General features: G+C 64.6%; 15 protein-coding genes. 5 read left to right on the top strand and 10 right to left on the bottom strand.

All coding sequences use genetic code 11. The features are described 5' to 3' along the window. Complete coding sequence (locus ABD912_RS04410) at window positions 1-954, top strand: nucleotidyltransferase family protein (protein ID WP_345148764.1); 954 nt, start codon at window positions 1-3, stop codon at window positions 952-954. 43 nt (window positions 955-997) lie between these two features. Here the strand turns inward: ABD912_RS04410 and ABD912_RS04405 are convergent, their stop codons facing one another. The 3 genes from ABD912_RS04405 to ABD912_RS04395 all read right to left on the bottom strand — a co-directional run bounded on the left by ABD912_RS04405 (window position 998) and on the right by ABD912_RS04395 (window position 2,890). Continuing rightward, window positions 998-1,501, bottom strand: coding sequence for a hypothetical protein (locus ABD912_RS04405; protein ID WP_345148763.1), 504 nt, complete (start codon window positions 1,499-1,501; stop codon window positions 998-1,000). Between the two features lie 214 nt (window positions 1,502-1,715). Beyond that, window positions 1,716-2,150: a hypothetical protein gene (locus ABD912_RS04400; protein WP_345148761.1), complete on the bottom strand. Its 435-nt coding sequence runs from the start codon at window positions 2,148-2,150 to the stop codon at window positions 1,716-1,718. A 554-nt stretch (window positions 2,151-2,704) separates the two neighbouring features. After that, the gene (locus tag ABD912_RS04395) at window positions 2,705-2,890 is read right to left on the bottom strand and encodes a hypothetical protein (protein WP_345149439.1); all 186 of its coding nucleotides are present in this window, start codon (window positions 2,888-2,890) and stop codon (window positions 2,705-2,707) included. On the opposite strand from ABD912_RS04395, the gene ABD912_RS04390 reads away from it, so the two are divergent. After that, window positions 2,889-3,749 (top strand): helix-turn-helix domain-containing protein, encoded by an 861-nt coding sequence (locus ABD912_RS04390; protein ID WP_425548017.1) that lies wholly within the window; start codon window positions 2,889-2,891, stop codon window positions 3,747-3,749. The two genes, ABD912_RS04395 and ABD912_RS04390, sit on opposite strands and share 2 nt — an antisense overlap. An 18-nt stretch (window positions 3,750-3,767) precedes the next feature. Here ABD912_RS04390 and ABD912_RS04385 read toward each other — a convergent pair whose 3' ends face one another. Continuing rightward, complete coding sequence (locus tag ABD912_RS04385) at window positions 3,768-3,971, bottom strand: hypothetical protein (protein WP_345148760.1); 204 nt, start codon at window positions 3,969-3,971, stop codon at window positions 3,768-3,770. Window positions 3,972-4,754: 783 nt separating this feature from the next. Here ABD912_RS04385 and ABD912_RS04380 point away from each other — a divergent pair. Together ABD912_RS04380 and ABD912_RS04375 are read left to right on the top strand one after the other, a co-directional pair. Next, window positions 4,755-5,546, top strand: coding sequence for an SGNH/GDSL hydrolase family protein (locus ABD912_RS04380; RefSeq protein ID WP_345148759.1), 792 nt, complete (start codon window positions 4,755-4,757; stop codon window positions 5,544-5,546). Between the two features lie 187 nt (window positions 5,547-5,733). Next, window positions 5,734-6,927 (top strand): hypothetical protein, encoded by a 1,194-nt coding sequence (locus tag ABD912_RS04375; protein WP_345148757.1) that lies wholly within the window; start codon window positions 5,734-5,736, stop codon window positions 6,925-6,927. Between the two features lie 333 nt (window positions 6,928-7,260). Here ABD912_RS04375 and ABD912_RS04370 read toward each other — a convergent pair whose 3' ends face one another. From ABD912_RS04370 to coaA, 5 genes are all read right to left on the bottom strand, one after another. Next, window positions 7,261-7,455 carry a hypothetical protein gene (locus tag ABD912_RS04370; RefSeq protein ID WP_345148755.1) on the bottom strand — a complete coding sequence of 65 codons (195 nt, stop codon included), beginning with the start codon at window positions 7,453-7,455 and terminating at the stop codon, window positions 7,261-7,263. Window positions 7,456-7,808: 353 nt separating this feature from the next. Further along, window positions 7,809-8,504 carry an SGNH/GDSL hydrolase family protein gene (locus tag ABD912_RS04365; RefSeq protein ID WP_345148752.1) on the bottom strand — a complete coding sequence of 232 codons (696 nt, stop codon included), beginning with the start codon at window positions 8,502-8,504 and terminating at the stop codon, window positions 7,809-7,811. Between the two features lie 293 nt (window positions 8,505-8,797). Next, window positions 8,798-9,196, bottom strand: coding sequence for a large conductance mechanosensitive channel protein MscL (gene mscL / locus ABD912_RS04360; RefSeq protein WP_345148751.1), 399 nt, complete (start codon window positions 9,194-9,196; stop codon window positions 8,798-8,800). A gap of 31 nt (window positions 9,197-9,227) precedes the next feature. Beyond that, the gene (gene mscL, locus ABD912_RS04355; RefSeq protein ID WP_345148749.1) at window positions 9,228-9,626 is read right to left on the bottom strand and encodes a large conductance mechanosensitive channel protein MscL; all 399 of its coding nucleotides are present in this window, start codon (window positions 9,624-9,626) and stop codon (window positions 9,228-9,230) included. 111 nt (window positions 9,627-9,737) lie between these two features. Then, window positions 9,738-10,697: a type I pantothenate kinase gene (gene coaA, locus ABD912_RS04350; protein WP_345148747.1), complete on the bottom strand. Its 960-nt coding sequence runs from the start codon at window positions 10,695-10,697 to the stop codon at window positions 9,738-9,740. 83 nt (window positions 10,698-10,780) lie between these two features. Between coaA and glmS the strand changes: the two genes are divergently transcribed. Further along, window positions 10,781-12,691: a glutamine--fructose-6-phosphate transaminase (isomerizing) gene (glmS, locus tag ABD912_RS04345; protein ID WP_345148746.1), complete on the top strand. Its 1,911-nt coding sequence runs from the start codon at window positions 10,781-10,783 to the stop codon at window positions 12,689-12,691. 121 nt (window positions 12,692-12,812) lie between these two features. On the opposite strand, the gene ABD912_RS04340 is transcribed toward glmS, so the two are convergent. Further along, window positions 12,813-13,136: a CU044_2847 family protein gene (locus ABD912_RS04340; protein WP_345148745.1), complete on the bottom strand. Its 324-nt coding sequence runs from the start codon at window positions 13,134-13,136 to the stop codon at window positions 12,813-12,815. Window position 13,137 lies beyond the last annotated feature (1 nt).

Here is a 13,137-nt window from a genome sequence, read left to right as displayed (position 1 = left end):
ATGCCCCTTGCGAACGTTGCCAGTCCCGCTCTCCCCGCCGTTCTGCACCGGGGCGAGGCGGTCGAGCTGGCCGCCGCACTGACCGCTTCCCTGTGCAGGGAGCGGGGACTGCGGTGCCTGTTCGTCAAGGGCCCGGCCGCCGTCGCCGCGGGTGCCCGTCCGCAGCGGGCCTCGGCGGACATCGACGTGCTGGTCCATCCCGAAGACATGGACCGGCTGCTGGAGGCCCTGGCGGAACGGGGCTGGTTCACCCGCCCCTTCGAGGACGGCATGGGCCTCCCCAAACACTCCGTCACGGCCTACCACCCGCACTGGCCGTGCGACATCGACGTCCACTTCCGTTTTCCGGGGCTGGACGCCGATCCCGCGGCGGCCTTCGCGGCGCTGGAGCGGGGGAGCGGCACCCACCGGTTCGCCGGCGTCGAGGCCCCGGTTCCCCCGCGCGGGGGACTGGTACTCATCCAGGCCGTCCACGCGCTGCGGAACCTGCACACGGATTCGCACCACATGACCAACGCGCGGGCCGACTACGACTTCCTCCTGGGCCGCGGGGAATCCGCTCCCGTGCTGCCGGCCTGGGAGGAGTTGACGCCGCTGCTGGACGGCACCGGAGCCTGGGCGGCCATGGAGCCTTTCCTGCGCGACGCCTACCCCGAACAGGCCGCGGGAGTGTCCTTCCCGGCGGCCTCGGAGGACTGGATCAGGCGCACGTTTTCGAGCTACGGCAGCACCCACAAGCTGGTCCTGCTGGCCCGGGCCCCGTGGCGTGAGAAGCCGCGGATCCTGTGGCGATCGCTCGTCCCCAGCCGGGAGGCCCTGGCCGTCGTCGACCTCTCGCTCCTGGGGGCGGACCGAAGAACCCTGGCCCGCCACCGGCGGCAGCGGCTGCTTCGCTTCCTAGGACGGCTGCCGCTGGCCGTCCGTCAGGCCCGGCGGCAGGTTCTGGGCCGCTGAATTCTCCGGGGAGACGCGGCCATGGCCCCCTTGGGGCGGTCGCCTACGAGGCGGTGCACATGATCATCGTGGAATTGACCGAGGCGGCGGTCTTGGCGCCGGTGGACGTGTAGCCGGCGGGGATCGTGACCACGGCATTGAGGGTGAATGCGACCGAGGTTGACAGGGTGGTGCGTGCCGACAGCGTCGTGCCGGCCGGCTGGGCGCCGGTCAGCGTGATCAAACGCGAGGTCGGGGACAGGACTTGCACGGTGGCCGTGCCCCCAGAGATGGAGAAGACGCCGATGTTGGCCACGCCCGATCCGGTAACCAAGAAGATGGTGCCGACGGGAAGAGGGACACTTCCCGCGGTCAGGAGGAACCCCGGGCCCTGGACGCCCAGAACGCCGCAGGATCCGTTGATGCCAAACGCACCCAGGTCGGTGTCTACTGAGGCTGAGGCCGCCGGTGCGGCCACCGCGGCGGCGATGACCGGAAGGGACCAAGCGGCTCCCTTAACGAGGTTCCGGCGGTCGATTGGTCCGCGGGTGGCTGGCTGTTCGGTCAAGATTGTTCCCCTAGCGAGTAATGTGGCTGGCGCCTCCGGCAGAAAAGCCGGTGCAACCAAATCCTTCCAACCGGGCAGCCAGCGCGAGCGCGGAATGATTTCTTTAGGCGTGAACACGTATTTTCCTTGGCGTACACGCGTCATGTCGGCGGATTCCAGCGGGAAAGTCGGCCCAGAGATCGGGTGGTGCCCAAGACGAACCGGACGGGTGCGCCTAGAGGATGTCGGCGCTCACCGGCACCAGGACGGTGGTCGTCGTGACCAAGACGTTGCCCGCGATGGTCATAGTGATGGTGACCGGGAAAGTGACAGGGACCGAGATGGAGGAGCCGGTGCTGACTCCGGCCAAGCCCAGTTCGAAAGCGATCGGCAGTACGCCGTTCGAGGCGACGCTGAAGGCCTCAGCGGTAGTGAAGGTGGTTGCCGGGAAGCCGAACTGGCCGACGATTGGCGCGGTTTGGTAGGTGGCGGTGCGGCTTCCCGCGACGGTCGGCACGCCGTTGAAGGAGTACACCCCGAAGCCGCGGGCCCGGCCCACGGGCATGTTGATGCCAGGCGGACGGCCGATGTTGACCTGGACGGTGGCGATCTCATTGACGATGGCGCCTGCCGCAGGATTGCTCAGCGTCACTCCGGTGGGAACGGTCACCAAGGCCTGCGACGTGAGGGGCCCACCCCCGCCCAGAATATTGAATGTCTCCAGGCCGATTCGGCTCCCGCTCATCGCCAAGGCGGTGTCCATCACCGAAGCGGAAGCCGCCGGTGCGGCCACTGCGGCCGCGATGACGGGAAGTGACCAAGCTGCTCCCCGGACGATGGTGCGACGGTCGATCGGTCCGCGGGTTGCGGGCTGTGCGGTCAAGGCTGTTCCCCCTAGCGAGTGAGGCGGTTGAGGCGGCCGGTGGAAAATTCGGCGCGGCCACATCCTTACCAATCGGGCATACAGGGACAGAGCGAAAGGCGGTCTTTTGGGCGCGAACACATCGGTTTTCTGGCGCGAATGCGTCCTTTCAACGGATTGTGACCGCGGCGCGTTTCGTGTAAGGAGCTACATGACCTCGTTTCCGTGGCGGTCACTGCCATTGCTGCATGCGCCCAATACCCTATGTCTAGTGTTTTCGGCGGGGCCTATCCGGCGAAGGGAACTCTTTCGGGGGGGCGTGTGGGGGTCTTGCAGCGACATTCGGTGGTAGTGGGACCGGACTACGCGATCGTGAATGGGGCGAACACGTCCATCGGCGCGCTCGCGGGGCTGCCGATGCTCCCTTCGGGGCGGCGTGGGTGGGCGATGCGCTCGGAGGGCGCGCAGTTGGGGTCCGCGGTGGCGATGTCCACCGTCGCGGAGCCTGGTGTCCTGAAGGTGATCGGGAGACCGAACGGTGAGGTCATGATCGTCTTCATCCTCTCTGGTGAGCTAGTCGCCCACACGCCGGATGGACGGTTGGAAGTCGGCGCCGGGCAGGCTTGGTTCGTTCGCTCATTGCTGGACTACACCCTCGAATGGCCCGTCAAAACCTTGATGGTCTCGCTCACGGTTCCGAGCGACGCGCTGGAAGAGTTCGGAATTGCCCCCTCCGTGCAGATCGACGTGCTGGAGGCGTCGCCCCTGCTGCATGACGCGGCGCAGCGTTTCATCGAGAGCGTGGCCGGCTCAAAGGCGTCCGGCACCGGACCCGCTCCCTACATCGTGGAGCGATTGCTGCTGGAAATGGCCGGGGCACTCTTGCTATCCGACGACGGGCTTCGTGCCGCCCGGAGAACCGGGCTGGAAGATATCCGCTATCAGGCAGAACGGTTGATCGGGGTGAAGTACGTCGACAGCCTTTACGACACGGCGGCACTCGCCGCGGACCTGAACGTCTCGCTGCGCCAGCTTCAGCGCTCTTTCGCGGCCAGTGGCAGCACCCCTGCTGCTGTGTTGGCCAAGATGCGGCTGGAACAAGCCCAGCGCCTGCTGCAAGACCCTGCCTGCCGGATGCTGGACATGGCGGAGATCGCCCAACATTCCGGCTACCGCTCGGCGCGCCAGTTGCGCGAGCACTTCCGGCGTGCAGGACTGGGCGCTCCCCGGGCCAACCGCAGCCACAGTCCCGCGCGCCCGGGGATCACCACCGCCCGGGGCACGGCCACGCCGAGGGGGTATCGGCAAGAATCCGCGGACCCCTTAAGGCCGGCGTCCCGCCTCCTCGACGCATATGCGGCGGAAGCGGGACGGGCCGCGAAAGGGATGGCTAGGCGTGGCTCTTGAGCACGTCCCGGATTTCGGTCAACTATTGGAAGTCCGCGGGGACCTTTTCCGGCTCCAGCTGTGGCCGAAGTGCAGCTTCTTGTCGCGGAACTCGATCAGATTGTTCATTGGCATGACAATCACGAAGTAGATGGCGGCGGAGATAAGCAGGAAGTTCACCGGGGCGGTGAGGCCGTTGACGTACGAGAGGACTTGCGCTTCGCCGTAGGTCTTGGCTGCCATGTGCCATTCCTGCGCTGTGACGCGCCGCCCGCTCGATGCTTAGTCACGCGAGTATGAGATCCGAGGGCAAGCCCTGCCCGTTTTGGAGACGTGCTGGCACCTCGAGTTCTCGCCGCCGTAGGTCGGGAGGTCCAAGGCAAGTCCACACTGGCATTTCGGGTCCGCGTCACCTTCCTGGCACGTCCCGCCCAAGAAGCCCGTGTTGGAGTTTTTGTGGCGGACCCATGCCCCGACCGTGACCTCTTCGCCGTGGTTAGAGATGGACAATGCGCCGGTATCGGCGGTTGGAGATCGCCAAGTAATCGACTATCCCAGCCATAAGGGGCGGGTAGGCTTGGGATGTTTGTCGATCTGATAGGGGGAATCATGACGGAGCAACGTCGTAAGCGGACTTGGTATATTGCGCGCCTAAAGCAGAGACGGCGGGCCAAGATCATGCGGTTGGCCGCGAGCCTGATGCTGGCTGCCGGAGTAGCCGCTATCGCTGGTGCTGCCTTAACCCAGTTACGTTGACCGCCTTACCCATGGGCGGTTAGGGGTGGGCCGGTACAACGACGGCTCCCGATACTTGGTGAGGGCCGTCCTCTAAGCTATGGCCGATTTTCATTTGCCGTCCGTGTCCGATGGAGTGGGGCCTGCGCCTGGCAGGCATCCCCCTGTTCGGCCCGGTGCCCCCAGCTGGCGGGGTCGTCCTGCAGGTAGCCCCGCCAGCGTCCCCCTTAGCACTTTCCGCGGTTAGGGACCGATAGACTCTTGACGTTTGTCGAGATAGCAGGGGGAACTGTGGCGCTGAGAACCGATAGTGAGCGTGAGCGCGATGCGCTCATCAGGAACATCTCGGTAGCGGTGATCGGGGTTCTTGTAGTTGGGCTGGCCTTCTGGGCCTTCGGCGTTCGGCCTGCCCAGCAGAAGGCGGCGGAAATGAATGCCATCGCCGCGGACGTCCAAGAGGCTCGGGAGAATGGCACCCCCGACGCGACCTTGCTCGCCGAGGAATCCGATGCCGCGACCACCCCGGCCCCCGCGAAAGTTGCCTTCGTAGGCGACTCTTACACCGGGGGGTCCGAGATGGATACCGGCAAGGGACACCGCTGGACCGACCTGATTGCTGAAGACCTCGGCATCGCGGCGAGCCTGCACACTGAAGGCGGTACAGGGTATGTTGCCACCAGCCCGGACGGCGTCAACCTGGTCGTGCGAGCCGGCGAGGTGCGGGGCTCGGATCTCGTGGTTTTCTTTAGCAGCCGGAATGACGTTGCCGGATACGACGCCGTGCGCGAAGGTGCTCTGAAAGCATTCGAGGCGGCGGAAGAATCGGCGCCAGACGCGAAACTCGTGGTCATCGGGCCGCCGTGGGTTGACGGCAACCCACCCCCCAAAATCCGTGCCTCCCGTGATGCCGTCAAGGCCGCCGCCAAGGAAGTGGGGGCCACGTTCGTTGACCCCTTGGCCAGGGGTTGGTTTGCCGAAGGGAAGTCGGGGCTGATCGGCTCTGATGGTGTCCACCCGACCGACGCCGGGCATGAATACCTTGCCGACAAGATCGAGCCGCTTATTAGGAAGGCGCTCAAGTAGCCGCCTCAGTATCGGTGACTATGGCACGGGTTTCCGTGCAGCACTATTTGGCGGGGGACTGTTCCGTCAAGGACGAAAGGGACGGATCATTCAAGCGGCAATCATCTTTCTTGGAGCGCTGGCGCTCTGGGTTGGCCTCTACCTGATCAAAGGGAGACGGGCCCCGCTGTCGTCATCGCCGTGGGGGATGATCACGATCGGACTGTTCTTGTTCGGGGTCATTGGAACGCTCTTCTACTCGGGAATTCAGGAAGAGACTCGGACTGGAGCGTCGATTGTTATCGTCCTGAACGACCTCCAAACGACCGAGACTCTGAAACTCTTCACCGTTGCGTCGTTGTCGACTCTTTCGGGGGGGCTGGCGACACTGCTTATCCTGCCTCGACTGAAGCGGCGTGCTTCCATCAAAGGCTTTTCGCGAGGTCTCACAAGGCTGGTGCTTTTCGGGTGCGCCGTGCCTCTTGTGATCTTGTTCGTATCGGCGGGTGGCAGGCTTTTGAGGCGCACTGATTACATTGCTGAGGCTGTCCAGGTCGCCGGCATCTCAGCACTGGCCGTGCAGCTGGCCATCGCCGCGGTTATCGTCCTGGGCTACATCACGGTTTCAGCCAAAGGGGCCGTAAGGTTCTGGGCGGTGCTCATGCTGGTCGGATATTTGCTTAACTTCTTCGGGACCGGCAGCAGGCGTTTGGCCATGGCCCCGCTGTTGTTCATGGTCGGCGCCCTTTTGGCGCGCCGCACGCGCCTGACCTATTGGGCGCTGGCGGCAGCGGCGTTGCTCTCGTTCTACCTTTTGAAGCTACCGCTCTACCTACGGGGGCTCCCCGAGCATGGCGTTCTCCCGTATATGGCACAGATGCCTGGATTCCTTGACTACGAGGTGGGGTGGGAGTCCATGGCACTCAACATCTTGGTCAGCTTCGGAATCGTTGGGGCCACGGCTTATCAAGCCCCTCCCATCCCCACGGACGCTTTTTGGGCATCCGTCAATCCGCTCGGCGGCAAAGCTGCCGGCTGGTACGAGTATGCAGCTGACATGCGGCTCAATGTTTACACGCCTTATGCGGGTGTTGGGGAACTGGGCAACCAGGGGACGATCCACGTCGTGATCTACTTCGTGATCGTTGGGGTTCTGCTGGCTCTCGGTGATCGAGCCGTCCTGCGTCTCGCCGCTCGCGGACATGGCATCGTCAGTCTTGCGCTGGTCGGCATGGCGGGTCTTTTCTTCCTCTATTCCATCCAGTACAACCTGAGATCCTCGACGCGCATGTTGGTATATGGCGTCGTCATCGCGATGGTAGCCGGAATGGTCAGTAGGTACATGGTGAAGCGGAGACAGCCCGCGCCAAGGCAAGCAATCCGAAGCCGTGTAGGAGTCTAGAAGTGGATTGGTCGAGATACTTGGGAGAGCCGAGTTGGCGGTCTCCTCGTGGATGGCCCGCGGGCGTGTTGGCTTGGCTATTCGCCAAGGACAATCCGAACGCGTGCGGCTGGTGCGGAGAGTAAGTCCCCGCCGGCACGAGAACACGGGATGACGAAGGCCCGTTCTGCAACCACGAACACCAGCGTCTGCATGAGATGTAGCCGAGCATGGAGCGGGCTCCCAACGCCAACTACGTGAACAGCCAACCGCTCTATCTCAATCGCAGATGGTGCTGGTGGGCCCGCTGACCACACCGCGCAACGGGGAAGCCCTAGGGCTTCCCCGTTGCCGTTAAGCCAGGCCGAGCTTGGTCAGGTTGAACAAGTCCACTTGCCCGATGTAGCCGGTCAGGATTTCTCCCGGTTTGGAAGTGACGGAGAATGACAAGCCGACGGCAGTCATGCCTGATGCCGGGACAGTGAATGTGGGGTACTGCGGGCCGGGCGCCGAGGATGACGGTTCATCAAATACCACGGTCTGGACCACTTCGGATTGGTTGGTGATGGCTATCTTGATGCTTTCCCCGTGGCGCTGGAGGTTTTCACCCTGAAGTAAATGCCCAGCACGTCACCCCGCGCCCATCCCTTGCCCGGCTGGGAGGTGTTGGAGGCGACGTAGGTGCGGAAGGTGAACCCCTTGTAGGATCCGCCCACACTATTGTCGACGTTGCCCTTGAACCACCTACCACCTGCCCGTGGTCAGCCAGTCCCCGGCCACAGGATCGGCCCACCTGCTTCCGGTATCGTTGAGCGCGCTCACGCGCGTCCATGTGTCCCACTAGTTCGTTGCCGCGCCCAGGGGATCGGAAATCAGGCCCTGGCCCTTCACGGTAACCAGGCTCAAACGTGCGGGCATGATCGACCGGATGACAGGAGCCACAGTATTGGCAATGGCGAGATGGCCTGAGTTGCCAGGGTGAGTGCCGTCCGGAACGGTTGCCTCGTAGTCGGTGCGCAGACGTTTGTCCGTGGAGTCAGCGGTGGCGGTGTACGAGTCCGCAACGGGGATCCCCTGCGCCGGCGCCCAGAGCTTGATCCACGAGTTGTAGGCAACGGTGAGAACGCGGCGAGCATCGTGGCGGACCCCTTGCCCACTGCTGGCACAGTGCTCAGGATGAACGGGATTTCCGCGTCCTGCGCCAGTTTGTGCGCGGCAATGATTTTCTGCTGGAACGTGGCCAACGGGACAGGCTGGGAAGCGTCGTTGGCGCCGCCCTGGTAGAAGATGATGTTGGCCCCAGGAGCGATCATGGCAGGAATGCGGGCGTTGATCTTGTCCGTGCGTTTTCCCGGGACGGCTCCGTCAACTGCGGCGACGTAGGAGCTACCGGCGATGCGTGCGGCAACCGTTCGGTATGCGCGGGACACGTTGGTGGCGCCGGCACCGTCCCCGATGGAGTCCGCTGCGAAGTAGCACAGGCGACCGCCCGGCACTTTCACGCCAGGCGCCAAACGGTCCTTGCTCACCTTGCCGATCGTCTTCTCATCGATTGCGTCGATAAGTGAAGTCCGCGTGAGGCTTTGCGGGCTGTCCATGAGCTACTTAACAGCGGAATCCATGGCGAAATCTGTTGCTTCGGCGGGCCGGATAGCTGTGGCCAGGCTTGCAAGCGGTCCCGCAACGGCGGCTCCCAACAACAGGTGACGAGTCCAAGATTCCATATCACACCCCCCAGCGCTCAGCAGATCGAATGGATGATCTTGAGCTGAACCATCTCGCTTGGCTGGTGGGGCGTCTAAGCGATGACATTGCTTTAAGTAAGTGGGGTGCCCACGCGAACGTGGACACCCCGGCTACTCGCTTTTGCGTAGATTACCGCGTAGTCAGCTCAGACAGGGCTTTTGAGCGAGTCACGGATCTCGGTCAGCAGTTGGATGTCCGCGGGGACCTCCTCCGGCTCGGTCTTTTGGCCGAGGTGCAGCTTCCTGTCGCGGAACTCGATCAGCTTGTTCATGGGCATCACGATCACGAAGTAGACGGCGGCGGAGATCAGCAGGAAATTGACCAGCGCGGTGAGGAAGACGCCGAACTGGATGATGTTCCCGTTGAGATTGATCACCGCGAATTCGTCGAAAGTCGGCGAACCCACGATGGCGGAGATCAGCGGCATGAGGACGTTCTTCACGAGCGCATTGACAACACCGGTGAACGCGGTGCCGACCACCACTGCCACGGCAAGGTCGACGACGTTGCCCTTCATGAGGAAACTCTTGAAACCCTGAATCATTCCGTCCACTGTACACAGCGCGGTGAATGGGTCAGGCGCGGCCCTTGAGCGCGTCGCGGATCTCGGTCAGCAGCTGGATGTCCGCGGGGACCTCCTCCGGCTCCAGTTTCCTGCCGGCGGCCAGCTTCCTCTCGCGCGCCTCCATCATCTTGTTCACCGGCAGGACGAACGCGAAGTAGACGGCGGCGGCGATCAGCAGGAAGTTCACCAAAGCCGTGAGGAGGACGCCGAACCGGAGGTCGTTGCCGTTGAGGGCGACCACAGCGAAGTCGTCGAAGGTCGGTGCGCCCACCAAGGCGGAGATCAGCGGCATGAGGACGCTCGCCACAAGTGCATTGATCACAGCGCCGAACGCGGTGCCGATCACCACGGCCACGGCAAGGTCAATGACGTTGCCTCTCATCAGGAAGTCCTTGAATCCCTGGATCATGGGGCCCAGTAGACAGCACGGATTGCCATCTGCATAGGTTTGCGGGCACGGGATGAATCCCGGCAGGCAAAGGAGAAAACGGCCGGCGGCAACCGGCAGGCGTCGAGCGGGTCAGATCTTGCGTAGCAGCATGCGGCGGATGGTGTGGTCCGCGTCCTTGGTCAGGACCAGCTGCGCGCGACCGCGGGTGGGCAGCACGTTTTCGCGCAGGTTGGGCTCGTTGATGCTCTTCCAGATGCCGCGCGCGGTGTCGCGGGCCTCCGCGTCGGAGAGCAGCGCGTAGCGGTGGAAGTAGGAGGCCGGGTCGGCGAACGCGCCGGAGCGCAGGCGCATGAAGCGGCTGATGTACCACTCCTCGATATCCTGGGTGCGGGCGTCCACGTAGACGGAGAAGTCGAAGTAGTCGCTCAGCGCCAGTCCGGTGGTGCCGTCGGAGCGCACCCGGGCGGGGGCCAGCACGTTCAGGCCCTCCACGATCAGCACGTCCGGGCGGCGAACCACCACTTCGCGGTCGGGGACGATGTCGTACGTCAGGTGCGAGTACCAGGGCGCGCGCACCTCCTCGGCGCCGGACTTCACCTCGGAGACGAAGCGCAGCAGCGCGCGGCGGTCGTAGGACTCGGGAAAGCCCTTGCGGTGCATCAGCCCGCGGCGTTCCAGGATCTCGTTGGGGTAGAGGAACCCGTCAGTGGTGACCAGTTCGACGTTCGGGGTGTCCGGCCACCGGCGCAGCATCTCTTGGAGCACGCGCGCGGTGGTGGATTTGCCGACCGCCACGGATCCTGCGACACCAATCACAAAAGGTGTCCGGCGGGTCTGTTCGCCCAGGAAGGTGTTGGTCGCCTGGTGCAGGTGCACGGCACCCTGCACGTAGAGGTTCAGGAGGCGGGAGAGGGGCAGATACACCTCGCGAATCTCGTCAAGGTCCAGCTGTTCGCCCAAGCCGGAGAGCCGTTCGAGGTCCTCCTGGTCCAGGGGCTGCTCGATCTGGTTGGAAAGCCGTGCCCACGTTTGGCGGTCAAGCTCAACGTAAGGCGTGGCTCCCGTCTCGGTAACCCTCTGTCCATTCACTTACGGCATTCTGCCAAGCGGAAGAGTCGAATCCCAATTGATGAACCCGATTTTGGAACGCGTCACGGGGTAACCTTGAGGGCATGTGTGGAATTGTTGGCTACGTTGGCCTCCCGACCAAGACCTCCGGTACCCATGGTGCCCTCGAAGTCGTCCTCGAGGGTTTGCGCCGTCTCGAATACCGCGGCTACGACTCCGCGGGCGTCGCCGTCGTTTCCTCCGAGGCGGTGGACGTGCGCAAGAAGGCGGGCAAGCTCGCCAACCTCGTCACCGAGCTGGACGATAATCCGCTGCCCGCGTCCCTGACCGGCATCGGCCACACCCGCTGGGCCACCCACGGCGGCCCGACCGACGGGAACGCTCACCCGCACCTGGCGGACGGTGACCAACTGGCCCTGATCCACAACGGCATCATCGAGAATTTCGCCGAGCTCAAGAAGGAACTGCGCTCCAAGGGCATCACGTTCCGTTCGGAGACGGACACCGAGGTTGCCGCCGCGCTGCTGGGGGACATCTACCGCGGCCTGCAGGACGCCGGCAAGGCCGGCGGCGACGCGGCCAACGGTGCCGACCTGCTCACCCAGGCGATGCGGCGGGCCTGCCAGCGCCTGGAGGGCGCCTTCACGCTGCTGGCCGTGCACGCGGACCTGCCCGGCGTCGTCGTCGCCGCCCGCCGCAACTCACCGCTGGTTCTGGGCCTGGGAGAGGGGGAGAACTTCCTTGGCTCGGACGTCTCCGGGTTCATCGACTTCACCCGCCGCGCGGTGGAACTGGGCCAGGACCAGATCGTCACCATCACCCCCGAGACCCACGCGATCACCGACTTCCGCGGCAAGCCGGTCCAGGGCCGCGAATTCACCGTGGACTGGGACGCCGCCGCGGCGGAGAAGGGCGGCTACCCGTCCTTCATGGAGAAGGAGATCAACGACCAGCCCTCCGCGGTCGCTGACACCCTGCTGGGCCGTGCCGACGCCGCCGGGAAGCTGACCCTGGACGAACTGCGCATCGACCCCGAGGAACTGGCGCAGGTCAGCAAGATCATCGTGCTCGCCTGCGGCACCTCCGCCTACGCGGGCCAGGTCGCCAAGTACGCGATCGAGCACTGGTGCCGCATCCCGGTGGAGGTGGAGCTGAGCCACGAGTTCCGCTACCGCGACCCGATCGTGGACGCGGGCACCCTGGTGGTGTCCATCTCCCAGTCCGGGGAGACCATGGACACCCTGATGGCCGTTCGCTACGCGAAGGAACAGGGCGCCAAGACCCTCTCCATCTGCAACACCAACGGGTCCACCATCCCGCGCGAATCCGACGCCGTGCTCTACACCCACGCCGGCCCGGAGATCGCGGTCGCCTCCACCAAGGCGTTCCTGGCGCAGATCACCGCCACCTACCTGCTGGGCCTGTACCTGGCGCAGCTGCGCGGGAACCTGTTCAGCGGCCAGATCAAGGACATCCTGGCGGACCTGGGCAAGATCCCGGCGAAGGTCCAGGACGTGCTGGATCGCGCGGACCAGATCAAGGAACTGGCCCGCTCCATGGAGGACGCGGAGTCGGTGCTGTTCCTGGGCCGCCACGTCGGCTACCCGGTGGCCATGGAGGGCGCGCTCAAGCTCAAGGAGATCGCCTACATCCACGCCGAGGGCTTCGCCGCCGGCGAGCTCAAGCACGGCCCGATCGCCCTGATCGACGACGGCCAGCCGGTCTTCGTCGTGGTGCCCTCCCCGCGCGGGCGCCACTCGCTGCACTCCAAGGTGGTCTCCAACATCCAGGAGGTGCGCGCCCGCGGCGCGAAGACCCTGGTCGTGGCCGAGGAGGGGGACGAGGCCGTACGCGACTACGCCGAGTTCGTCTTCTACGTCCCGGAGACCCCGACCCTGCTGATGCCGCTGCTGGCCACCGTGCCGCTGCAGATCTTCGCCTGCGAGCTGGCCACGGCCAAGGGCTACGACGTCGACCAGCCGCGCAACCTGGCGAAGTCGGTCACGGTCGAATAACCGCAACATCGTGCGGCGCGGCGCCGGCATCCCCGACGGATGCCGGCGCCGCGCCTTTTCCGGGATGCTGCCGATGCAAAGGCTTCGCTGGCGGAACTTGCGCCGCAGGGACGGTCCGTTTCTATGTGGGGGCGGCCCGCCACGTGAGGGTGACGGTGAAGTTGGCCGTGGCTCCGGCAGCGGCGATGAAGGCCCCGGCCTGGGCGTGCAGGTCCAGGCCGAATTCGACGCATACCTCGTCCGGCCGGTGGGTCAGGGACAGCATCTGGTTGATGACCCCCTGTACGGCCGGCTGGATGCGGCTTACGGCTTCCTCGAAGGTCTGCTGCGCCTGTTTGAAAACTTCTCCGCGGCCGCCTCCGCGTGTCACCACGCCCGGGCCTTCCTCGACCTCAACCAGCACGGTTCCGCCATCGGCGGAGCGGAATTCGACCAGTTCCCTCATC

It is taken from the genome of Arthrobacter ginkgonis (assembly GCF_039540195.1).
GTDB lineage: Bacteria > Actinomycetota > Actinomycetes > Actinomycetales > Micrococcaceae > Zafaria > Zafaria ginkgonis.
This window is presented reverse-complemented; position numbering and strand designations above follow the sequence as displayed.

Coding starts and splice junctions, on each gene's coding strand:
- ABD912_RS04410 (WP_345148764.1), top strand. CDS start 1: ATGCCCCTTGCGAACGTTGCCAGTCCCGCTCTCCCCGCCGTTCTGCAC.
- ABD912_RS04390 (WP_425548017.1), top strand. CDS start 2,889: ATGATCGTCTTCATCCTCTCTGGTGAGCTAGTCGCCCACACGCCGGAT.
- ABD912_RS04395 (WP_345149439.1), bottom strand. CDS start 2,890: ATGACCTCACCGTTCGGTCTCCCGATCACCTTCAGGACACCAGGCTCC.
- ABD912_RS04385 (WP_345148760.1), bottom strand. CDS start 3,971: ATGGCAGCCAAGACCTACGGCGAAGCGCAAGTCCTCTCGTACGTCAAC.
- ABD912_RS04375 (WP_345148757.1), top strand. CDS start 5,734: ATGATCACGATCGGACTGTTCTTGTTCGGGGTCATTGGAACGCTCTTC.
- ABD912_RS04365 (WP_345148752.1), bottom strand. CDS start 8,504: ATGGACAGCCCGCAAAGCCTCACGCGGACTTCACTTATCGACGCAATC.
- mscL (WP_345148751.1), bottom strand. CDS start 9,196: ATGATTCAGGGTTTCAAGAGTTTCCTCATGAAGGGCAACGTCGTCGAC.
- mscL (WP_345148749.1), bottom strand. CDS start 9,626: ATGATCCAGGGATTCAAGGACTTCCTGATGAGAGGCAACGTCATTGAC.
- glmS (WP_345148746.1), top strand. CDS start 10,781: ATGTGTGGAATTGTTGGCTACGTTGGCCTCCCGACCAAGACCTCCGGT.
- ABD912_RS04340 (WP_345148745.1), bottom strand. CDS start 13,136: ATGAGGGAACTGGTCGAATTCCGCTCCGCCGATGGCGGAACCGTGCTG.